This window comes from Streptomyces sp. NPDC034043, from assembly GCF_055575675.1.
Window position 1 is genome coordinate 87,324 of sequence record NZ_JBVISF010000010.1, and the last position, 22,303, is coordinate 109,626.

The 22,303-nt window shown below is 69.2% G+C and carries 21 protein-coding genes; 17 read left to right on the forward strand and 4 right to left on the reverse strand.

The annotated features are described in order from the left end of the window. Positions 1–98: 98 nt before the first annotated feature. From ACZ51S_RS23570 to ACZ51S_RS23580, 3 genes are all read left to right on the forward strand, one after another. Complete coding sequence (locus tag ACZ51S_RS23570) at positions 99–800, forward strand: HAD family hydrolase (RefSeq protein WP_468479654.1); 702 nt, start codon at positions 99–101, stop codon at positions 798–800. A gap of 481 nt (positions 801–1,281) precedes the next feature. Continuing rightward, positions 1,282–2,886: an ABC transporter substrate-binding protein gene (locus ACZ51S_RS23575; protein WP_468886693.1), complete on the forward strand. Its 1,605-nt coding sequence runs from the start codon at positions 1,282–1,284 to the stop codon at positions 2,884–2,886. 70 nt (positions 2,887–2,956) lie between these two features. Then, a complete protein-coding gene (locus tag ACZ51S_RS23580; RefSeq protein WP_468479652.1) occupies positions 2,957–4,540 on the forward strand; it encodes an ABC transporter substrate-binding protein in 1,584 nt (527 codons plus the stop codon). A 67-nt stretch (positions 4,541–4,607) separates the two neighbouring features. Here the strand turns inward: ACZ51S_RS23580 and ACZ51S_RS23585 are convergent, their stop codons facing one another. Next, positions 4,608–5,279, reverse strand: coding sequence for a response regulator (locus tag ACZ51S_RS23585; RefSeq protein ID WP_388945234.1), 672 nt, complete (start codon positions 5,277–5,279; stop codon positions 4,608–4,610). A gap of 59 nt (positions 5,280–5,338) precedes the next feature. Further along, a complete protein-coding gene (locus ACZ51S_RS23590) occupies positions 5,339–6,223 on the reverse strand; it encodes a RecB family exonuclease (RefSeq protein ID WP_388945236.1) in 885 nt (294 codons plus the stop codon). 221 nt (positions 6,224–6,444) lie between these two features. Between ACZ51S_RS23590 and ACZ51S_RS23595 the strand changes: the two genes are divergently transcribed. The 3 genes from ACZ51S_RS23595 (at position 6,445) to ACZ51S_RS23605 (ending at position 9,285) form a co-directional block, all read left to right on the forward strand. After that, positions 6,445–7,578 (forward strand): site-2 protease family protein, encoded by a 1,134-nt coding sequence (locus ACZ51S_RS23595; protein WP_468803364.1) that lies wholly within the window; start codon positions 6,445–6,447, stop codon positions 7,576–7,578. Between the two features lie 18 nt (positions 7,579–7,596). After that, positions 7,597–8,493, forward strand: coding sequence for a tRNA (adenine-N1)-methyltransferase (locus ACZ51S_RS23600; RefSeq protein WP_007263187.1), 897 nt, complete (start codon positions 7,597–7,599; stop codon positions 8,491–8,493). Between the two features lie 216 nt (positions 8,494–8,709). Beyond that, positions 8,710–9,285, forward strand: coding sequence for a hypothetical protein (locus ACZ51S_RS23605; protein WP_468479651.1), 576 nt, complete (start codon positions 8,710–8,712; stop codon positions 9,283–9,285). Between the two features lie 4 nt (positions 9,286–9,289). On the opposite strand, the gene ACZ51S_RS23610 is transcribed toward ACZ51S_RS23605, so the two are convergent. Next, positions 9,290–9,610: a ferredoxin gene (locus ACZ51S_RS23610; protein WP_388945240.1), complete on the reverse strand. Its 321-nt coding sequence runs from the start codon at positions 9,608–9,610 to the stop codon at positions 9,290–9,292. Positions 9,611–9,874: 264 nt separating this feature from the next. On the opposite strand from ACZ51S_RS23610, the gene arc reads away from it, so the two are divergent. From arc to prcA, 6 genes are all read left to right on the forward strand, one after another. Then, positions 9,875–11,641 carry a proteasome ATPase gene (gene arc, locus ACZ51S_RS23615; protein WP_388945243.1) on the forward strand — a complete coding sequence of 589 codons (1,767 nt, stop codon included), beginning with the start codon at positions 9,875–9,877 and terminating at the stop codon, positions 11,639–11,641. Between the two features lie 271 nt (positions 11,642–11,912). Further along, positions 11,913–13,424 carry a depupylase/deamidase Dop gene (gene dop / locus ACZ51S_RS23620; RefSeq protein WP_388945246.1) on the forward strand — a complete coding sequence of 504 codons (1,512 nt, stop codon included), beginning with the start codon at positions 11,913–11,915 and terminating at the stop codon, positions 13,422–13,424. Positions 13,425–13,598: 174 nt separating this feature from the next. Beyond that, positions 13,599–13,811: a ubiquitin-like protein Pup gene (locus tag ACZ51S_RS23625; protein WP_030016348.1), complete on the forward strand. Its 213-nt coding sequence runs from the start codon at positions 13,599–13,601 to the stop codon at positions 13,809–13,811. An 89-nt stretch (positions 13,812–13,900) separates the two neighbouring features. Next, positions 13,901–14,182, forward strand: coding sequence for an endonuclease domain-containing protein (locus tag ACZ51S_RS23630; protein ID WP_468961972.1), 282 nt, complete (start codon positions 13,901–13,903; stop codon positions 14,180–14,182). Further along, entirely contained in the window at positions 14,134–14,973 is an 840-nt protein-coding gene (gene prcB / locus ACZ51S_RS23635; protein WP_388945252.1) for a proteasome subunit beta, read from the forward strand. Before ACZ51S_RS23630 ends, prcB begins: the two co-directional genes overlap by 49 nt. 43 nt (positions 14,974–15,016) lie before the next feature. Next, the gene (gene prcA, locus ACZ51S_RS23640; protein WP_388945255.1) at positions 15,017–15,781 is read left to right on the forward strand and encodes a proteasome subunit alpha; all 765 of its coding nucleotides are present in this window, start codon (positions 15,017–15,019) and stop codon (positions 15,779–15,781) included. Between the two features lie 71 nt (positions 15,782–15,852). On the opposite strand, the gene ACZ51S_RS23645 is transcribed toward prcA, so the two are convergent. Further along, on the reverse strand, positions 15,853–16,854 hold the full coding sequence (locus tag ACZ51S_RS23645) for a LacI family DNA-binding transcriptional regulator (RefSeq protein WP_468961911.1): 1,002 nt from the start codon (positions 16,852–16,854) through the stop codon (positions 15,853–15,855). Between the two features lie 136 nt (positions 16,855–16,990). On the opposite strand from ACZ51S_RS23645, the gene ACZ51S_RS23650 reads away from it, so the two are divergent. The 5 genes from ACZ51S_RS23650 to ACZ51S_RS23670 all read left to right on the forward strand — a co-directional run bounded on the left by ACZ51S_RS23650 (position 16,991) and on the right by ACZ51S_RS23670 (position 22,303). Beyond that, the gene (locus tag ACZ51S_RS23650) at positions 16,991–18,241 is read left to right on the forward strand and encodes an MFS transporter (protein ID WP_468961913.1); all 1,251 of its coding nucleotides are present in this window, start codon (positions 16,991–16,993) and stop codon (positions 18,239–18,241) included. Positions 18,242–18,299: 58 nt separating this feature from the next. Next, a complete protein-coding gene (pafA, locus tag ACZ51S_RS23655) occupies positions 18,300–19,661 on the forward strand; it encodes a Pup--protein ligase (protein WP_388945265.1) in 1,362 nt (453 codons plus the stop codon). A 128-nt stretch (positions 19,662–19,789) separates the two neighbouring features. Beyond that, the gene (locus ACZ51S_RS23660; RefSeq protein WP_468479645.1) at positions 19,790–20,797 is read left to right on the forward strand and encodes an FKBP-type peptidyl-prolyl cis-trans isomerase; all 1,008 of its coding nucleotides are present in this window, start codon (positions 19,790–19,792) and stop codon (positions 20,795–20,797) included. A gap of 31 nt (positions 20,798–20,828) precedes the next feature. Beyond that, a complete protein-coding gene (locus tag ACZ51S_RS23665) occupies positions 20,829–21,221 on the forward strand; it encodes an FKBP-type peptidyl-prolyl cis-trans isomerase (RefSeq protein ID WP_388945271.1) in 393 nt (130 codons plus the stop codon). A 125-nt stretch (positions 21,222–21,346) separates the two neighbouring features. Further along, the gene (locus ACZ51S_RS23670; RefSeq protein WP_388945274.1) at positions 21,347–22,303 is read left to right on the forward strand and encodes a helix-turn-helix transcriptional regulator; all 957 of its coding nucleotides are present in this window, start codon (positions 21,347–21,349) and stop codon (positions 22,301–22,303) included.

Genomic DNA, 22,303 nt, shown 5'->3' on the forward strand with positions numbered 1-22,303 from the left:
ACACTGGTCGGTCCCATACAGGCCGGTCACCTGTTCGCGGGGGAGAAGCTCCCGCGGGTCGAGGTGGCCGGCCTTGTCGTCCCCAGAGAGGTGTACGCATGACCAGCACCATTCCCGCACCCGTCACCCGCACGGCCGACGGGCATGCACTGCAGGCGGTGCTGCTGGACATGGACGGCACCCTCGTCGACACCGAGGGGTTCTGGTGGGAGGTCGAGGAACAGATCTTCCACGAGCTGGGCCACCGCCTGGAGGCGTCCTGGCGGGACGTGGTCGTCGGCGGCCCCATGAGCCGCAGCGCCTCCTTCCTCATCGAGAGGACGGGAGCCGACATCGGCCTCGCCGAGCTGAGCGTCCTGCTCAACGAGCGGTTCGAGGCCCGCATCGCCGACCGTGTCCCCCTGATGCCCGGCGCCGAACGCCTCCTGAGCGAGCTGGCCCGGCACAACGTCCCCACCGCCCTGGTGTCCGCCTCGCACCGCCGCGTCATCGACCAGGTCCTGCTCACCCTCGGCCGCGACCGCTTCACGCTGACGGTCGCCGGGGACGAGGTCCCCCGTACCAAGCCCCACCCGGACCCGTACCTGATCGCCGCCGGCAGCCTCGGCGCGCACCCCTCGCGCTGCGCCGTGATCGAGGACACCGCCACCGGGATCGCCGCGGCCGAAGCCGCCGGCTGCCGGGTGGTGGCCGTTCCCTCCGTCGGCGGCATCGAGCCCGCCCCCGGCCGCACCGTCGTGCGTTCGCTGGAGGACGTGAACCTGCCGTTCCTGCGCTCCCTCATCACTCCCATGAACTGAGCACGCACGCTCCGTGCCGAACGGAACGACGGTGGCGCCCAGGTCCGACGAGAGGATCTTCCGCCCCTAACCCCGGAGGCCGAAATTCCACCCCCATCCGACAAGGATCTGCCGGGTGAGCTTGGTCACCCGGGACGCCCCTGCCGAGCCCCGCCACCGGCTCCAGGGGCTTCCTTTGTGTCCGGATTGATCATCTCCTGCCCGCATCTGCGAGGACTCCGGCATAAGCGGTAAGTCCGCACCCATCACCGTGCGATTACACCCCAACTCCTGCCAGTTCCAGCCATCCCGCCCCAGCCCACTAATGTCAACGCGGGCACTCCGCACGCACCCTTGCCGTACCGGACGCACACCCCTGCGCCGCTACCGCGTGGACCGATCGTCAAACACCGGCCCGATCGTTCCGCCCTGAACGGGCGACCGCCGCGAAGTGCCCTCTACGCCGCTTTGAGCAAGTGCCGGGTGAGGGAGTACTTCCAGCATGAACCGCAAGACCATGGTGCTGACGGCCGCGATCGGCCTGCTCACCCCCGCGCTGTCCGCATGCGGCAGCGCGAGCGGCGGAGGAGCAGCGTCCGGAGCGATCGTCGTCGGTACCACCGACCGGTTCGAGGCAGCCGACTACGCCCCCGCCCCCATCGACCCCGCCTACGCCTACGACGCCGGCGCCTGGAACATCCTGCGCCAGACCGTCCAGACGCTGGTGCGCACCCCCCGCGGCGGCGGCCAGCCCGTCCCCGAAGCCGCCTCCGACTGCCGCTTCACCGACACCGGCAACGAGAGCTACCGCTGCACCCTGCGGCCCGGCCTGAAGTTCGCCAGCGGCGACCCGCTCACCGCCAAGGACGTCAAGTTCTCCATCGACCGCGTCCTCGCGATCAAGGACGAGAACGGCCCCTCCTCCCTGCTCTCCACCCTCGACACCGTCGAGGCCAAGGGCACCGACACCGTCGTCTTCCACCTGAAGACCGCCGACGCGACCTTCCCGTACAAGCTCGCCACGCCCGCCGCCGGCATCATCAGCGAGAAGAACTACGAGGCCAAGAAGCTCCGCCCCGGCTTCGCCGTCGACGGCTCCGGCCCCTACACGATGAAGGCCGAGGTGAAGGACAACCGCCTCGTCCGCGCCGTCTTCACCAAGAACCCCCACTACAAGGGCGACATCAAGCTCCACAACGACAAGGTCGAACTGCGCACCTTCGCCGACTCCGCCACCATGGGCAAGGCACTCACCGACGGAAAGATCCACGTGGTCTCCCGCACCCTGTCGCCCACCCAGATCACCGAGTTCGCGAAGACGCCCCCCAAGGGCGTCAAGCTCACCCCGATGCCCGGCCTCGAGATCCGCTACATCGGCTTCAACACCGACGCCCCGACCGTCAACAACAAGGCCGTGCGCCAGGCCCTCGCCGCCGCCGTCGACCGCAACAACCTGATCGCCAAGGTCTACGGGAAGTCCGCGCAGCCCCTGTACTCGCTCGTCCCCACCGCCGTGCCCGGCCACGTCAACTCGTTCTTCAACAAGTACGGCGAGGCCAACACCGCCAAGGCCGCCGAGCTCCTCAAGACCGCCGGGGTCAAGACCCCCGTCAAACTGACCCTGAACTACACCACGGACCACTACGGCGACGGCACCGCCGCCGAGTTCGAGGCCCTCAAGACCCAGCTGAACTCCACCCAGCTCTTCGACATCACCGTCCAGGGCAACGAGTGGGGCACCTTCCGCCCAGCCCAGAAGAAGGGCGACTACGCCGCCTACGGGCTCGGCTGGTTCCCCGACTACCCGGACCCCGACAACTTCCTCGCCCCGTTCCTGGAGCAGGACAACTTCCTGGGCACGCCGTACGCCAACACCGCGGTGCGCACCAGGCTCATCCCCGAATCCCGCCGCGCGGCCGACCGCAACGTCGCCGTGCCCGCGATCACGGAGATGCAGGACATCGTCGCCGACGACGTACCCGTCCTGCCCCTGTGGCAGGGCAAGCAGTACGTCGCCGCACGCGACGGGATCACCGGAGTGGAATGGTCGGTCAACGCCATCTCCGACCTCCAGCTGTGGGAACTCGGCCGGGGTGTCAGCGGCTGAGACCGGCACAACCGGCGGCGCACGTCGCAGGCCGGCGCAACGACCAGACAAGACTGTGAAGGACATTCGCGTGAAGACACGTAACCAGTGGTTGGCAGCCCCGCTCGGCGCGGCCACTGCCGCAGCGCTGCTCAGCGGTTGCGGTTCGCAGGACGGCTCCGCCGCCGGCAACGGCAAGGGCGTGGTCATGGGCATATCCGACAAGGTGAAGTCCACCGACCCCGCGTCGGGCTACGACCCGGGCTCCTGGCTGCTCTTCAACAACGTCTTCCAGTCCCTGCTGACGTTCCCCAAGGGCGGCACCACCCCCGAGCCCGACGCCGCCCAGGCCTGCAACTTCGAGGGCGGTGACAGCAAGGTGTACAAGTGCACCCTGCGCGGCGGCCTGAAGTTCAGCAACGGCAACAGCCTGACCTCCAAGGACGTCAAGTTCTCCTTCGAGCGCACGCTGAAGATCAACGACGTCAACGGCCCCGCCGTCATGCTCTCGTCGATCTCGAGCATCGACACCCCCGACGAGAAGACCGTCGTCTTCAAGCTGAAGTCGTCCGACGCGACCTTCCCCAGCAAGATCGCATCGGGTGCGGGCGCCATCGTCGACCACCGCGAATACCCGGCCGACAAGCTCCGCGGCGACAACAAGGCGATCGGCTCCGGCGTCTACAAGCTGGACGCCTTCAGCGACAAGAGCGCCAACTTCTCCGTCAACGACTCGTACAGCGGCAAGGCCAAGGCCAAGAACACCGGCGTCACCCTGAAGTTCTTCAACGGCGACCAGGCCGGTCTCAAGACCGTCCTCGACAGCGGCGACGTCGACTTCGCCTTCCGCGGCCTCGCCGCCAAGGACATCGCCGGCCTCGCCGCCACCAAGACCGGCGACAACAAGGTCGACGTCGTCCAGGGCACCGGCGCCGAAGTCCAGCACCTGGTCTTCAACGTCAGCGACCCCGTCGTCGGCAAGCTCCCCGTCCGCAAGGCGATCGCCTACCTCATCGACCGCGAAGCGCTCGTCAAGGACGTGTACGCGGGCACCGCCGCCCCGCTCTACTCGATCGTCCCGGCCGGCATCGCCGGACACACCACCCCCTACTTCGACCGCTACGGCGGCTCCCCGCAGGTGGAGAAGGCCAAGGCCGTCCTCAAGGCCGCCAACATCACCGGCAAGATCAAGCTGACCCTGTGGTCCACCCCGGCCCGCTACGGCCCCTCCACCGACCACCAGTTCCAGGTCATCGCCAAGCAGCTCAACGAGAGCGGCCTCTTCGACGCCGACGTCAAGTCCGTCGAGTTCGAGCAGTACGAGAAGGACATCCAGGCCGGCAAGTACGGCATCTACGTCAAGGGCTGGGTCCCCGACTACCCGGACGCCGACAACTTCACCCAGCCGTTCTTCGGCCCGGACAACGTCCTGCACAACAACTACGACAACAAGGAGATCAGCGGGAACATCATCCCGGCGACCTCCACCAAGTCCGACCGCACCGCGGCCAACACCGACTACACCCGCCTCCAGGACATCGTCGCCGACGAGCTCCCGCTCCTCCCGCTCTGGCAGGGCAAGCAGTACGCCGTCGCCCGCCAGAACGTCACCGGCCTCCAGTGGTCCCTTGACGCCTCCACGGTCTTCCGCTTCTGGGAGATCAGCAAGGGCTGACACCCCCGGACACACCTCCGCCCCGGCACCCGAGAAGGGCACCGGGGCGGAGGCGCGTCCCGGCCCGCTACTGCGCTCCCGGACGGACCAGACCGCTCTCGTACGCGTACACCGCCGCCTGCACCCGGTCCCGCAGACCCAGCTTCGTCAGCACGTGCCCCACGTGCGTCTTCACCGTCGTCTCGCTCACGAACAGATCCGCCGCGATCTCCGCGTTCGACAGCCCCCGGGCCACCAGCTTCAGCACCTCGACCTCACGCTCGGTCAACGTCCCCAGCATGTCCGGCAGGCTCTCCTCACCCGACGGCAGATGCCCCGCGTACTTGTCCAGCAGCCGCCGCGTGATGCTCGGCGCGAGCATCGCCTCCCCGGCGGCCACCACCCGGATCGCCTGCACCAGCTCGACCGCCGGAGCATCCTTCAGCAGGAACCCGCTCGCCCCCGCCCGCAACGCCTCCACCACGTACTCGTCCAGATCGAACGTGGTCAGCACCAGCACCTTCGCCGGCCCGTTCCGCTCCGGACCCGTGATCTGCCGCGTCGCCTCCACCCCGTCCATCCGCGGCATCCGGATGTCCATCAGCACCACGTCCGGCTGCAGCGCCCGGACCTGCTCCAGCGCCTGCAGACCGTCCCCGGCCTCACCCACCACCACCAGATCCTGCTCCGCCTCCAGGATCATCCGGAAGCCGGTGCGCAGCAGTGGCTGGTCATCGACCAGCAGGACGCGGATCGCCACGGGGTACCTCGAATTCGTCGGTCAACGGCGGACCCGCCCATTCTGCCCTGACCGGCCGATCAGCCACCGGCCGGGCGATCCGCCCCGCTCCTCGGAGAGACGACCAGCGGATACACCGGGGGAGTACCCCCGAACTCCGGACACACCGCCCGGTGATCACACCACCCGCACAGCTTCGTCGGCCGCGGCCGCCACTCACCCGTCTCCGTCGCCTCCCGGATCGCCTCCCACAGCGCGTGCAGCTTCCGCTCCACCCGCTCCAGATCCGCCACCACCGGGTCGTACGTCAGCACGTCCCCACTGCCCAGGTACACCAGCTGCAACCGCCTCGGCACCACCTGCCGCAGCCGCCACACCACCAGCGCGTAGAACTTCATCTGGAACAGCGCGCCCTCCGCGTACTCCGGCCGCGGCGCCTTGCCCGTCTTGTAGTCGACGATCCGCACCTCACCCGTCGCCGCCACGTCCACCCGGTCGATGATCCCGCGCAGCCGCAGCCCCGACTCCAGCTCCGTCTCCACGAAGAACTCCCGCTCCACCGGCTCCAGCCGCGTCGGATCCTCCAGCGTGAACCAGCGCTCCACGAGCGCCTCCGCCTCCGACAGCCAGCGCGCCAGCCCCGCCCCCTCGTCCCCCTCCGGGAACAGCTCCGCCAGCTCCGGCTTCGCCTCCAGCAGCCGCTCCCACTGCCCCGGCACCAACGCCTTCGCCCTCGGCACCGTCCGCTCGTGCGCCGGATGATCGAAGAGCCGCTCCAGCACCGCGTGCACCAGGGTCCCCCGCGTCGCCGCCGCACTCGGCTTCTCCGGAAGCCGGTCGATCACCCGGAACCGGTACAGCAACGGGCACTGCATGAAGTCACCGGCCCGCGAAGGGGACAGCGCGGTCGGGCGGGAAGCACCCGAAGAATCATCAGCGGAACCGGCACCGGGGGTCGTCGTCATGCGTAAAACCCTACGACCCGGAACGGACGGCACACGCATACCATCGACTACAGGCCCCTCGCCCTGCATGATCGGAGCATCACACCGCGCAACGACCCCCGCGTCACCGACGCGACACGGACCACACCGAAGCACCGCACGAACGAAGGAAAACCGTGGCAGACACCGACGAAACCGGCGAGCGCAAGGCCAAGCGCTCCGACCCGGGCGGCGGCATCCTCATGGGCCGCCCCTTCGGCGTGCCCGTCTACGTCTCGCCCAGCTGGTTCCTCGTCGCCGCACTCATCACCTGGGTCTTCGGAGACCAGCTCGACCGGGTCCTGCCCCACCTCGGCCCCGTCCGCTACCTCGTCTCCCTCTTCTTCGCCGTCGCCTTCTACGCCTCCGTCCTCGTCCACGAACTGGCACACACCATCGCCGCACTCCGCTTCAAGCTCCCCGTGCGCCGCATCCAGCTCCAGTTCTTCGGCGGAGTCTCCGAGATCGAAAAGGAATCCGAGACCCCCGGCCGCGAATTCGTCCTCGCCTTCGTCGGCCCCCTCCTCTCCCTCGCCCTCACCGGAGCCTTCTACCTCGGCATGAAGGCCGTCCACCCCGCCACCGTCCCCGGCGTACTCCTCGCCGGCCTCATGATCTCCAACCTCCTCGTCGCCGCCTTCAACCTGCTGCCCGGCCTCCCCCTCGACGGCGGCCGCATGCTCCGCGCCGTCATCTGGGGCATCACCGGCAAACCCATGACCGGCACCGTCGCCGCCGCCTGGGTCGGCCGCGCCCTCGCCGTCGCCGTCCTCATCGGGCTGCCCCTCCTCACCCAGACCGGCACCCTCGGCAACCCCAGCCGCGACATCGGCGGCATGGACACCGTCATGGACGCCCTCCTCGCCGCGATCCTCGCCGCCATCATCTGGACCGGCGCCGGCAACAGCCTGCGCATGGCACGCCTGCGCGAGCACCTCCCCGAACTCCGCGCCCGCACCCTCACCCGCCGCGCCATCCCCGTCCAGACCGCCACCCCCCTCTCCGAAGCCCTCCGCCGCGCCAACGAAGCCGGAGCCCGCGCCCTCGTCGTCGTCGACGGCCAGGGCGACCCCACCGCCATCGTCCGCGAGAGCGCCATCGCCTCCGTCCCCGAACACCGCCGCCCCTGGGTCGCCGTCAGCACCCTCGCCCAGGACCTCACCGACGGCATGAAGGTTTCCGCCGAGCTCACCGGCGAAGCACTCCTCGACCACCTCCGCACCACCCCCGCCACCGAATACCTCGTCCTCGAACCCACCGGCGAGATCTACGGCGTCCTCTCCACCCTCGACGTCGAAAAGGCCTTCGTGAAGGCCATGGCGCGGCCCCAGTCCTGAAGCCAATACACTGGTCACATGTCCGAACCGACCGGTGCCGCCCGCCGACGCGGGCCCTTCGAGGTCGGGGACCAGGTTCAGCTCACCGACCCCAAGGGCCGCCACTACACGTTCACGCTCGAAGCCGGGAAGAATTTCCACACCCACAAGGGTTCCTTCCCCCACGACGAGCTGATCGGTGCTCCCGAGGGCAGTGTTGTCCGTACCACGGGGAACGTCGCGTACCTCGCGCTGCGCCCCCTGCTCCCCGACTATGTCCTGTCCATGCCCCGCGGTGCCGCCGTGGTCTACCCCAAGGACGCGGGCCAGATCCTGGCCTTCGCCGACATCTTCCCCGGCGCCCGCGTCGTGGAAGCGGGAGTCGGCTCCGGCTCCCTCAGCAGCTTCCTGCTGCGCGCCATCGGCGACCAGGGCATGCTCCACAGCTACGAGCGCCGCGCGGACTTCGCCGAGATCGCCACGGCCAACGTCGAACGCTACTTCGGCGGCCCCCACCCCGCGTGGCAGCTCACCGTCGGAGACCTCCAGGACAACCTGTCCGACACCGACGTCGACCGCGTCATCCTCGACATGCTCGCCCCCTGGGAGTGCCTCGAGGCCGTCTCCAAGGCCCTCGTCCCCGGCGGCATCCTCTGCTGCTACGTGGCCACCACCACGCAGCTCTCGCGCACCGTCGAGTCCATCCGCGAGTTCGGCTGCTACGCCGAACCGCAGCCCTGGGAATCGATGATCCGCAACTGGCACGTCGAAGGCCTCGCCGTCCGTCCCGACCACCGGATGATCGGCCACACCGGCTTCCTCGTCACCGCCCGCCGCCTCGCCGACGGCGTCGAGCCCCCGATGCGCCGCCGCCGCCCCTCCAAGGGCGCCTACGGCGAGGACTACGAAGGCCCCGGCAGCGACCGCTCCGCCTAGGCCGTCGCCCCACCAACACGAAAGCGCTGTGGCGCAGTTCCCCTCACCGACCGGGAACTGCGCCACAGCGCTTCTTCGTTGTGCGGACCCCGACGACACCACGCCCCCGCCGGCGGGCAGCCGCCGCGAACCGGTGCGGACCCGGCCGCTCCATCCGCGTGTGAGGTATGGCACGATGCTGGCTCCCCGTCACCCTTCGCACAGGAGACATCCGGCGTGCTGCACAGCCCCACCGACCTGGCGCACCGTCGCACCAGGCCCGCCCACTGGCTCGCCACGGCCACCGCCCTCGCCGCCGTCATAGCCGGCGCCGGCCTCCTCCAGCCCGGCCGCGCCACCGGAGCCACCCCCGCGGCCGGACCCGGGAACGACCCCCGGCCCACCGCCCCCGACGCGCAAGCGGCCACGTACCCCCTGGACTGCAAGGGCGCCCCGCACACCGTCACCGAAACCGCCCAGGGCGACCTCGACGGCGACGGACGGCCCGAGACCGTGGCCGCCGTCCGCTGCGACGCCGGCTCCGGCACCCCGCCCCACGCGATCTACGTACTGGCCCAGGACCCGCAGAAGGGCTCCGCCCCCCGCGTCGTCGCCACCCTCCTCGACGCCGAACGCCGCCGCACCGCGACCGGCCTCACCGTCCGCGACGGCTCGATCACGGCACGGCTCCTCGGCTACTCGTCACCCTCCGTACCCCGCTACAGCCCCGACCTCGACCAGCTCACCAAGTGGCGCTGGACCGGCGGGAAATTCCGCCAGGAGCTGACGGATCCGACCGCGGAAGGCGTTTGAACCGTCACTCCGCGTCCGGGCCGTACACCTCCACACCATCCGAAACGCGCCTCACGTGGATGCAGTCACCCGGACATTCCTTCGCCGAATCGACCACGTCCCGCAGCAGCACCAGAGGAACCGGAGTGCTCGCCCCCACCTCCTGGAGCAGCTCGTCATCGGCGCTCTTCACATACGCCAAACCGTCGATGTCCAGCTCGAACACCTCCGGGGCGTACTGCACGCAGATGCCGTCCCCGGTGCACAGGTCCTGGTCGATCCAGACCTCCAGCGGCTCCCCGGCCCCCTCGGAACCACCCGTCGGGGCCTCCTGCTGCACGGTCATATCTCCTGCCGTTTCCTGCTCTGAGTGATCCGCCCCGGCCGGAACTCGCGGCAAGTCGCACGACCCCGGACGGGTGTTGAACGCTTCGACCTTACAACCGGCTGCTTTCCGATGTTGAAGGGTGGGTATTTCCCTGGCGTGAGGGAGTACGCAAGGGTGAAGATCGGACACACCTCTACCGTCTTTGTGATCTAGGGGTTTCAATCACCACCAGCCCAGGTAGGGTCAGGAAGCGTCCAGCTCCCCTTGGAGGAGGTGAGGACCGTGGCAGCCCACGACGACGACATCAACCGCGGCATCCGGCCCGGGCGAGGGTCTGAGGACCCCGCTGGCCAGGTTGCCTATCTCGAGCAGGAAATCGCCGTCCTGCGACGCAAGCTCGCCGACTCTCCGCGGCACACGAGGATTCTCGAAGAGCGGATCGTCGAGCTCCAGACCAATCTGGCAGGCGTCTCCGCGCAGAACGAACGACTGGCCAATACGCTCCGTGAGGCCCGCGACCAGATCGTGGCCCTCAAGGAAGAAGTCGACCGGCTCGCCCAGCCGCCGGCCGGCTTCGGTGTCTTCCTCCAGGCGAACGAGGACGGCACCGTCGACATCTTCACCGGCGGGCGCAAGCTCCGCGTGAACGTGAGCCCCAGCGTCGACCCGGAAGACCTCCGGCGCGGCCAGGAGGTCATGCTCAACGAAGCGCTCAACGTGGTCGAGGCCATGCAATTCGAGCGGGCCGGGGACATCGTCACCCTCAAGGAGATCCTCGAGGACGGCGAGCGCGCCCTGGTGGTCGGGCACACCGACGAGGAAAGGGTGGTGAGGCTCGCCGAGCCGCTCCTGGACATCACCATCCGCCCCGGCGACGCCCTCCTGCTCGAACCCCGCTCCGGCTACGTCTACGAGGTCGTCCCCAAGAGCGAGGTCGAGGACCTGGTCCTCGAAGAGGTCCCGGACATCGACTACGAGAAGATCGGCGGCCTGGGCGACCAGATCGAGCTGATCCGCGACGCCGTCGAGCTCCCCTACCTCTACCCCGACCTGTTCAAGGAACACGAACTGCGGCCCCCGAAGGGCATCCTGCTCTACGGCCCGCCCGGCTGCGGCAAGACGCTCATCGCCAAGGCCGTCGCCAACTCCCTTGCCAAGAAGGTCGCCGAAGTGACCGGACAGGCAGCCGGCAAGTCGTACTTCCTGAACATCAAGGGCCCCGAGCTCCTCAACAAGTACGTCGGCGAGACCGAACGGCACATCCGCCTCGTCTTCCAGCGCGCCCGGGAGAAGGCCAGCGAGGGCACCCCCGTCATCGTCTTCTTCGACGAGATGGAATCCCTCTTCCGCACCCGCGGATCCGGAGTCAGCTCGGACGTGGAGAACACCATCGTCCCCCAGCTGCTCGCCGAGATCGACGGCGTGGAAGGCCTGGAGAACGTCATCGTCATCGGCGCCTCCAACCGCGAGGACATGATCGACCCGGCCATCCTGCGGCCCGGACGACTCGACGTGAAGATCAAGATCGAGCGCCCGGACGCCGAGGCGGCGAAGGACATCTTCGCCAAGTACCTCAAGGCCTCGCTCCCGCTCCACACGGACGACCTCGGCGAACACTCGGGCTCGCCCGAAGCGGCCGTCCACAGCATGATCCAGACCGTCGTCGAGCAGATGTACGCCGAAACCGAGGAGAACCGCTTCCTCGAGGTCACGTACGCCAACGGCGACAAGGAAGTCCTCTACTTCAAGGACTTCAACTCCGGCGCCATGATCCAGAACATCGTGGACCGGGCCAAGAAGATGGCCATCAAGGCCTTCCTCGAACACAACCAGAAGGGCCTCCGCGTCTCCCACCTCCTCCAGGCCTGCGTGGACGAGTTCAAGGAGAACGAGGACCTGCCCAACACCACCAACCCCGACGACTGGGCCCGCATCTCCGGAAAGAAGGGCGAACGGATCGTATTCATCCGCACGCTCGTCACCGGAAAGCAGGGCGCGGACACCGGACGCTCCATCGACACGGTGGCGAACACGGGTCAGTACCTCTGACGAAGCGAGGCGGCCGCGGGAGCCTCACCGGCACCCGCGGCCGACTGCTTTACATCCCGTAATACCGCAAGCCTTACCGCCGCCCTTTTCAGCCGGTGACAAGGCGAAGTCAATGACTGAAATGATCTCCCCAGCAGCGCGGAGTGGTTCTAGGCTCTTCCGTACCGCCGGTCGCGCAGTGCGGGGACGGGCACCGCACACGACGCACCGGAGCACCAGCGGTACTTGAGCGCCGCCCCGAACGGGAGCGCCGCCGGGCAAGGAGGGCCGCATGACCGTACGGCGAGTAATGGGGATCGAAACGGAGTACGGGATCTCCGTTCCGGGACACCCGAACGCCAATGCCATGCTCACCTCGTCCCAGATCGTCAACGCCTACGCGGCGGCGATGCACCGGGCGCGACGCGCCCGCTGGGACTTCGAGGAGGAGAATCCGCTGCGGGACGCCCGCGGCTTCGACCTCGCCCGCGAGGCCGCCGACAGCAGCCAGCTCACCGACGAGGACATCGGCCTCGCCAACGTCATCCTGACCAACGGCGCACGCCTCTACGTCGACCACGCACACCCCGAGTACAGCTCCCCCGAGGTCACCAACCCCCTCGACGCCGTGCTCTGGGACAAGGCCGGCGAGCGGATCATGGCCGAGGCCGCCGAGCGCGCCGCCCAGCTGCCGGGCGCCCAGCCCATCCACCTCTACAAGAACAACACCGACAACAAGGGCGCCTCCTACGGCACGCACGAGAACTACCTGATGAAGCGGGAAACCCCCTTCTCGGACATCGTGCGCCACCTCACCCCCTTCTTCGTCTCCCGCCAGGTCGTCACCGGCGCCGGCCGCGTCGGCATCGGCCAGGACGGCCGCGAACACGGCTTCCAGATCAGCCAGCGCGCGGACTACTTCGAAGTCGAAGTCGGACTCGAGACCACCCTCAAGCGCCCCATCATCAACACCCGCGACGAGCCCCATTCGGACGCCGAGAAGTACCGCCGCCTCCACGTGATCATCGGCGACGCGAACCTCTCCGAGATCTCCACCTACCTCAAGCTCGGCACGACCTCCCTGGTCCTGTCCATGATCGAAGACGGTTTCATCAACGTCGACCTCGCCGTGGACCAGCCCGTACGCACCCTCCACCAGGTCTCCCACGACCCGGACCTCCAGCACCTCATCACACTGCGCAGCGGGCGCACCCTGACCGCCGTACAGCTCCAGATGGAGTACTTCGAGCTGGCCAGGAAGTACGTGGACGAGCGGTTCGGGACGGACGCCGACGAGCAGACCAAGGACGTCCTGGGCCGCTGGGAGGACGTACTGGGCCGGCTGGAGACCGACCCGATGAGCCTGGCGGGGGAGCTGGACTGGGTCGCCAAACGGGAGATCCTCGAGGGCTACCGCAGGCGCGACGGACTCGGCTGGGACGCGGCGCGGCTGCACCTGGTGGACCTCCAGTACGCGGACGTACGGCCCGAGAAGGGCCTGTACAACCGCCTGGCGGCCCGCGGCAAGATGAAGCGGCTGCTGGAGGAGCCGGCCGTCGAGCGGGCCGAGAGCAAGCCCCCCGAGGACACCCGGGCCTACTTCCGGGGCCGGTGCCTGGAGCAGTACGCGGACGACGTCGCGGCGGCCTCCTGGGACTCGGTGATCTTCGACCTCCCGGGCCGGGACTCCCTCCAGCGGGTCCCGACCCTGGAACCCCTGCGGGGGACCCGGAACCACGTCAAGGAGCTCCTGGACCGCTGCCGTACGGCGGAGGACCTGGTCCGGGTGCTTTCGGGGCAGTGAAGGGGGCTGAAAGGCCTCCGCCGAGGGAATCATGAAGGCACCCGGACGTTGTGAAAGTACGGGGACGAATGCCGGGCCCTCCTTGTAGGGTCCGACGTAGGGTCTGATCTTGAGAGGTCCCGAATCCCGGGGTCTCTCCGTGTGAGCGTGCGAACCGAGCGGGGTGAGGTAGACATGGCGACCAAGGACACCGGCGGCGGACAGCAGAAGGCGACGCGCTCGACCGAGGAGGTCGAGGAGGCGGCGGTCGAGGAATCGACCGACCTCAAGGAGCGGCAGGAGAAGCTCTCCGACGACGTCGACTCGGTACTTGACGAGATTGACGATGTCCTCGAGGAGAATGCCGAGGACTTCGTGCGCTCCTTCGTGCAAAAGGGTGGTCAGTAGAGCCTTTTGACCTTCGAATCGAAGGTGTGGGGGACGTTGCCTGCAAGGCACGGCAGAGCCCGAGGCCGGATGGTGCGGTGAAAGTGGACGTGCCGTCCGGCCGCGAGCGGTGTCCGCGCTGCGAAGGGGCCGGGCCCCCGAACGGGCGTCGGCGGGCCGCCGCCCACATCTGCTCGAGGGCCCCGGCCGTACATGTGGATCATTGCCGCACGGCGGGTAGGGTCCGTGGCATACCTTGCTTCAACCGCAACACGGCCATCGGCAAGTTGGGAGACGATCCCGACGCCGCTCGTCGGGTCGTTTCATACCTGGAGGGACACGCGTGGAAGCCAACAATCGTGGCACAGGGCGTCTACCGGCAGCCTTCCTGACGCCGGGGTCGTCGTCCTTCATGGACTTCCTGGGCGCGCACGCGCCCGAGATGCTGCCGGGGAACCGGAAGCTGCCCGAGGGGATCGTGGAGGCGCCGCACGGGACGACCATCGTCGCCGCGACCTTCCCCGGCGGCGTTGTGCTCGCCGGTGACCGGCGGGCGACCATGGGGAACATGATCGCGCAGCGGGACATCGAGAAGGTGTTCCCGGCCGACGAGTACTCCGCGGTCGGCATCGCCGGTACGGCCGGCCTGGCCGTGGAGATGGTCAAGCTGTTCCAGCTGGAGCTGGAGCACTTCGAGAAGGTGGAGGGGGCGACCCTCTCCCTGGAGGGCAAGGCGAACCGGCTCTCGACCATGATCCGGAGCAATCTGGGGATGGCCATGCAGGGTCTGGCCGTGGTTCCGCTCTTCGCGGGGTACGACGAGGCCAAGGAGAAGGGCCGGATCTTCTCGTACGACGTGACCGGTGGCCGCTCGGAGGAGCACGGGTACGCCGCCACGGGCTCTGGTTCGATCTTCGCCCGGGGTTCGATGAAGAAGCTGTACCGCCCCGACCTGACGGAGGAGCAGGCGACCACGCTGGTCGTTCAGGCGCTGTACGACGCCGCCGACGACGACTCGGCGACCGGCGGGCCGGACCTGTACCGCCACATCTACCCCATCGTCACCGTCATCACCGACGAGGGCTTCCGCAGGCTGGACGACGACGAGTCGCAGGAACTCGCCCGCAAGGTGACGGACCGTCGGCTCCAGGAGCCCGACGGGCCGCGTGCCGCTCTGCTCTGACCAGTCCTCGTCTCGTCGCCCAGAAGAAAGGGACGGATAACCGGTGTCGACTCCGTTCTATGTGTCACCCCAGCAGGCCATGGCCGACCGGGCGGAATACGCCCGGAAGGGCATCGCCCGCGGCCGCAGCCTCGTCGTGTTGCAGTACGCCGACGGCATCGTGTTCGTCGGTGAGAACCCGTCCCGGGCGCTGCACAAGTTCAGTGAGATCTATGACCGGATCGGCTTCGCGGCCGCCGGGAAGTACAACGAGTACGAGAACCTGCGGATCGGTGGTGTGCGCTACGCCGATCTGCGCGGGTACACCTATGACCGTGACGACGTGACGGCGCGCGGGCTGGCGAACGTGTACGCGCAGACGCTCGGCACCATTTTCTCCTCGGCCGGTGAGAAGCCGTACGAGGTGGAGCTGGTGGTGGCCGAGGTGGGTGCGACGGCGGCGGGGGACCAGATCTACCGGCTGCCGCACGACGGGTCGATCGTGGACGAGCACGGTTCGGTCGCGGTCGGCGGGAACGCCGAGCAGATCAGTACGTTCCTCGATCAGCGGCACCGGGACGGGATGACCCTGCCCGACGCGTTGAAGCTGGCGGTGCAGGCGTTGTCGAGTCAGGCGAACGGCGCGGAGAAGACGATTCCGGCCGAGCGGCTGGAGGTGGCGGTGCTGGACCGGACGCGCGCGCAGCAGCGCAAGTTCAAGCGGATCCGGGGCCGGCAGCTGGCGCGGTTGCTGGAGGCGGATGTTCCGGCGGCTGCTCAGGCGGATGCGGTGTCGAACGACGAGGTGCCGGAGGACGACGCCGAGTAGGGCTGTGGTGGCGTGGGCCCCGGTCCGTCCCTGTGGGGGCGGGCCGGGGCTTTCGTGCGTCCCGGGGTGTCTCAGGGCGTGGGGGCGGGGCCGGTGGAGTCGCGGACGGTGAGCTCGACGGGGATGTCGGGGGCGGTCCAGGGGGTGCCGTCGAGGACGGCGAGGAGGGCGGTCATGCCCTGTTCGCCGACGCGTTCGGCGGGGAGGCGGACGGTGGTGAGCTCCGGTTCGACGGCGGTGGCGAGGGCGAGGTCGTCGAAGCCGGTGACGGAGAGGTCCTCGGGGATGCGCAGGCCGAGGCGTCGGGCGGCCTTGCAGACGCCGGCGGCGAGGATGTCGTCGTCGCAGACGACGGCGGTGGGCCGGTGGCGGGGGTCGGCGAGGGCGGTTTCGGCGGCGGCGCGGGCGGCGTCGACGGTGAGGGCGGCCCGTGCGGTGCGCAGCTCGTCGTGGGGTGCCGCGAGGAGGGTGGCGAGGGCCTGGGCGCGGATGTGGAAGGTCCAGGAGTCCACGTCGGCGGCGAAGTGGAGGAAGCGGTGGTGGCCGAGGCCGAGGAGGTGTTCGGCGGCCTGGCGGATGCCGTCGGTGATGGCGAGGTTGACGTGGGCGGCGGCTTGGCCGGAGGTGGGGTCGCTGTCGAGCATGACGAGGGGGAGGCCGTCGCCGCCGAGGGCGTCGAGGGCGCCGGTGGCCATGGAGGAGGCGATGATGCCGTCGAGGGCGGCGCGGGCGGAGGCGAAGGGGTCGCGGGCGGGGCCGGTGCCTTCGGGGGAGGGGTAGAGGACGACGCCGAAGCCGTGTTCGGCGGCTACGCGGGCGGCGCCGGTGTAGACGCGGGCGAAGAATTCGTTGGTGAGGGCGGGGACGACGAGGAGGGCGGTGCGGGTGGTGCCGAGGCGGAGGTTGCGGGCGGCGAGGTTGGGGCGGTAGCCGAGGGTGGTGGCGGTTTCACGGACGAGGGTGGCGGTGCGTTCGGAGACGCGGCCGCGCCATTTGTCGCCGAGGACGAGGGAGACGGTGGCCTGGGAGACTCCGGCGGCGGTGGCGACGTCGCGGCTGGTGGGTCTCGTCACAGGTTGCTCCTGAAGTGCGAGGTGGGGCGGGGTGCGGGCGGTGTGCGGCTGGACCGGGGGTCTGTGGCCATGGTACGTATGACGTGTCTCGTTATACGTATTACCCCGGGGTGGATCCGGGCAGAAGGGGGCGGTCATGGCCGCGGGTTACGCGGAGCTGCTCAGGACCAGGTACGCCGCGAGGCTGCTGGTGGGCACCCTGATAGGCCGGCTGCCGAACGGCACCGCGGCGATCGCGATCGTCCTCTTCATCCGGGACGAGGGGGGCAGCTACAGCCTGGCGGGCGCGCTGGCGGCCGCGTACGGGCTGGCGAACGCCGTGGGGCAGCCGCTGCTGGGCCGGGCGGTGGACCTGTACGGGCAGCCGCGGGTGCAGCTGCCCGCGGCGCTGGTGTCGGCGCTGGGCATGGTCTGGCTGGCGGTGGCCGGTACGGGGTCGGTGGCGGCCGCGTACGCGGCGATGGTGCTGGCCGGTCTGTTCACGCCGCCGCTGGAGGGCGGTCTGCGGGCGCTGTGGCCGGGGGTGCTGGGCGGCCGTGAGGAGCGGGTGCACGCGGCGTACGCGATGGACGCCGTGGCCCAGGAGGTCATGTACACGGTGGGGCCGCTGCTGGTGACGCTGTGCGTGTCGCTGTGGTCGCCGGCGGTGGCGCTGCTGGTGCTGAACGGCGTCGGTGTGCTGGGCGTGCTGTCGGTGGTGGTGTCGGAGCCGTCGCGGACCTGGCGTTCCGCGCCGCGCGAGGCGCACTGGCTGGGGGCGCTGCGTTCGCGGGGCCTGCTGGCGCTGCTGGGCGCGTTCTTCTTCGTCGGCATGGCGCTGGGGTCGATCGCGGTGGCGGCGGTGGCGTACGCGGACGGGCACGGTGGTCAGGCGGTGTACGGCTGGCTGATGGCGGCGCTGGGTCTGGGTGCGCTGGTGGGCGGTGTGTTCTACGGGGCGCGGCAGTGGGCGGGGGCGCCGGAGCGGCGGCTGCGGGTGCTGGTGGCGCTGCTGGCGGTGTGTTATCTGCCGCTGGTGCTGGAGGTGGGTCCGGTGGCGATGACGGCGCTGTCGGCGCTGGCGGGCGTGTTCCTGGCGCCTTCGCTGGCGTGTGCGTTCATCGTGGTGGACCGGCACGCGCCGGCGGGGACGGTGACGGAGGCGTTCTCGTGGCTGGTGACGTTCTTCGGGGTGGGTGCGGCGATCGGTACGGCGGCGGCCGGCCCGGCGCTGGAACTGGGGGGTACGGCGGCCGGTTTCGCGGTGGCCTGTGGTGGTGGCGCGGCGGCGCTGCTGGTGCTGATGCTGACTCAACGGGCGCTCGCGGGTGCGGGTCGCAGCAGGGCCGTGGCGGGGTCGGCGGAGGGGCCGGCCGGGGCGGTTTCGGAGCCGTTGATCAAAAACTGACCTGAACGCCGTTCTCCAACCCGGTTTCAGAAGAGTGCGGAAGGCGTAATGTTCAGTCATGGACCGCCGCATTTTCGGGCTGGAGAACGAGTACGGCGTCACGTGCACGTTCAGGGGACAGCGCCGACTGTCTCCTGACGAAGTGGCGCGCTACCTCTTCCGCCGTGTTGTGTCATGGGGCCGCAGCAGCAATGTCTTCCTGCGGAACGGCGCCCGCCTCTACCTCGATGTGGGTTCGCATCCGGAATATGCAACTCCCGAATGCGACAACCTGACCGAACTGGTCACGCACGACAAGGCCGGCGAGCGCATTCTCGAGGGCCTGCTCGTCGACGCCGAACGCCGCCTGCACGAGGAGGGAATCGCGGGCGACGTCTACCTGTTCAAGAACAACACCGACTCGGCGGGCAATTCGTACGGCTGTCATGAGAACTACCTCGTGGCCCGGCACGGAGAATTCTCCCGCCTCGCGGACATCCTGATTCCGTTCCTCGTCACGCGTCAGCTGATCTGTGGCGCGGGCAAGGTGCTGCAGACGCCCAGGGGCGCGGTCTACTGCGTCAGCCAGCGGGCCGAGCACATCTGGGAGGGCGTCAGCTCCGCCACGACCCGCTCCCGGCCGATCATCAACACGCGCGACGAGCCGCACGCCGACGCGGAGCGCTACCGCAGGCTGCACGTCATCGTGGGCGACTCGAACATGTCCGAGACGACGATGCTGCTCAAGGTGGGCGCCACGGACCTCGTGCTGCGGATGATCGAGGCGGGGACGGTGATGCGGGACCTGACCCTGGAGAACCCGATCCGGGCGATCCGGGAGGTCAGCCACGACATCACGGGCCAGCGCAAGGTGCGACTGGCCAGTGGCCGGGAGGCCTCGGCGCTGGAGATCCAGCGGGAGTACTTCGACAAGGCCCTGGACTTCGCCGACCGGCGGGGCATCCGTACGGGGGTGGTGGCGCAGGTCCTGGAGCTGTGGGGCCGCACGCTGGAGGCCGTCGAGGCGCAGGATCTGGACCGGATCGGTACGGAGATCGACTGGGTCATGAAGTACCAGCTGATCGAGCGGTACCGGGCCAAGCACAACATGACGATGTCCAATCCGCGGGTCGCCCAGATAGACCTCGCGTACCACGACATCCACCGCCGGCGGGGTCTCTACTACCTGCTGGAGCGCAAGGGGCAGGCGGCGCGGGTGTGCAACGACCTGAAGATCTTCGAGGGCAAGTCGGTGCCCCCGCAGACCACCCGGGCCAGGCTGCGCGGCGACTTCATCCGCCGGGCGCAGGAGCAGCGGCGGGACTTCACGGTCGACTGGGTGCACCTGAAGCTCAATGACCAGGCGCAGCGCACGGTGCTGTGCAAGGACCCGTTCCGGTCGGTGGACGACCGGGTGGAGAAGCTGATCGCCGGCATGTGACGTGGTGCGGCCGGGGCCCCGTGCGCTGTGGCGTACGGGGTCTTCGCACGCCACGGCCTTGTCGCGGAGGGGTCAGCCCGTAGAGTGGGCCGCTACGACGGACCATTCCAGCGACCCTGAGGACCATTGTGCGACGCCGACTTGCTGCCGCGCTCATCGTGCCGGCTCTGATGCTCACCGCGGCCTGCGGAGGGGGCGAGGACTCCGGGAAGAAGGAGCCCTCCGCGTCGCCGTCGGCCGATGCCGCGAAGACGGAGGTGCCGAAGCCGGTGGCGTCGGCCGATCCGATGCCGACGGTGGCCGGCGAGGCCGGCAAGAAGGCGGAGATCACGGTTCCCAAGGGCGAGCCGAGCGGCAAGTTCGTGGTGAACACCCTCAAGGAGGGTTCCGGGCCGGAGATCAAGAAGGACGATCTCGTGGTCACGAAGTACACGGGCAAGGTCTGGAAGAGCGGCAAGGAGCTGAGCGGCTCCTACGACCCGGACGGCCAGCCGCTGGTCGTCCCGGCCGGTTCGCAGCAGATCCTTCCGCTGTTCAGCGAGTCGGTGCTGGGCAAGAAGGTCGGCAGCCGGGTGCTGGTCGTCGCCCCGCCGGCGGCGGCCTTCGGTGAGCAGGGCCAGTCGCAGCTGGGTGTCGGCCCGAAGGACAACCTGGTGTTCGTCCTCGACGTCGATTCGGTGCTGCCGAAGAAGGCCGAGGGTACGCAGGCGCCGATCCCGTCGGAGCTGCCGCAGGTCAAGGCCGACGAGGAGAAGGCCGCGACGATCACGGTCCCGAAGAACGACCCTCCGAAGGAGCTGGTCGACAAGGTCCTGATCGAGGGCAAGGGCGCCGAGGTCAAGAACGGCCAGACCGTCTACATGCAGTACAGCGGTGCGGCGTGGGCGCCGAACCAGGGCAAGGACTCGGCGAAGCTCTTCGACACGTCGTGGAAGACGGGTGCCCCGTTCTCGACCAAGATCGGCCAGGGTCAGGTCATCGAGGGCTGGGACAAGGGCCTGGTGGGCAAGAAGGTCGGCAGCCGCGTGCTGCTGGTGATCCCGCCGGAGCAGGCGTACAAGGACCAGGCCAAGGGTGAGGACCTGCCGGCCAACTCCACGCTGGTCTTCGTCGTGGACATCGTCGGAGCAGTGTAAGACTGTTCCGGTTGGACACCGTTTCGTAGGTATGAGGAGCAGTTCCGTGAGCGACAAGCTCGAGAAGCCCGAGATCGACTTCCCCGAGGGCCCGGTCCCCACCGACCTGGTCATCGAGGACATCTGGGAGGGCGACGGCGCCGTGGCCACGGCCGGCAACAAGGTCTCCGTCCACTACGTGGGTGTGGCCTTCTCCTCCGGTGAGGAGTTCGACGCGTCCTGGAACCGCGGCGGTCCGCTGCAGTTCATCCTGGGCATCGGCCAGGTCATCCCGGGCTGGGACCAGGGCATCGAGGGCATGAAGGTCGGCGGCCGTCGCAAGCTGACGATCCCCGCCCACCTCGCCTACGGTGACCGGGGTGCCGGCGGCGCCATCAAGCCGGGCGAGACGCTGATCTTCGTCTGTGACCTGATGGGCGTCTGATCTCACGCGTTGTGATCATGGAGGGCCCCCGCCGTGAGGCGGGGGCCCTCGCTTTTGCCGGGGACCGCGGGGGCGGTACGGTCAACGGTCACGAGTGTGTGCCGAGGAGTGGGGGATGGGCGTCGATGGCGATTGCCAAGGCCGAGCGGCTGATGAACCTGGCGCTGTGTCTGCTGGGGACGCGCCGTCCCCTCAGCAAGCGTGAGCTGCGCGGTTCGATCGAGGCCTATCTCGAAGCCGGGAACGACGAGTCGTTCAACCGGATGTTCGAGCGGGACAAGGACGATCTGCGCGAGCTCGGTCTGGTGATCGAGACGGTGGAGAACCTGGAAGGCGAGACCGGCTACCTGGCCCGCCGGGACAGCAACCGGCTGCCGCCCGTCTCCCTCGACGCGGAGGAGGCCGCCGCCCTCGGGCTGGCGGCCAAGGTGTGGCAGCAGGCCCGCCTCGCCGGCGCGGCCAGCGGCGCGCTGCAGAAGCTGCGCGCGGGCGGGATGCCGGAGGCCGGTGATCCGTACGAGGGCCAGCACAGCGCCATCGAGCCGCGGATCCCCGTCCACGAGGCGGCCTTCGAGCCGCTGATGCTGGCCTGCCGCGACCGGCGTCCGGTGGTCTTCGAGTACCGCAAGTCCAACGCGGCGCGGCCCGAGCCCCGCCAGGTGGAGCCGTGGGCCCTGGAGTGCTGGCGGGGCCACTGGTACCTGGCCGGCTACGACCGCGACCGCGGGGCGGAGCGGGTCTTCCGGCTCTCCCGGATCACGGGCAAGGTCCGCTCGCGGGCCGGGAAGTACACCGCGGAGGTGCCGGACGTGGTGACCGTACGCGAGACCGTGGCGGCCTGGGCCGGCGAGGGCGCCCAGCGCACCGCCCTGATCCGGCTGCGCGCCGGGGCCGGCTACCCGCTGCGGGCGAAGGCCACCGCCGTGCGCGAGGGCGGTGACGGCTGGGACGAGCTGGAGATCCCGTACGGGCACGGGCTGGACGCCTGGCTCGTGGAGTTCGGCCCCGACGTCGTCGTGGTGGGCCCGGCGGACCTGCGGGCCGACGTGGTGGACCGGCTGCGCGCCGTCGCCCAGGGCTGA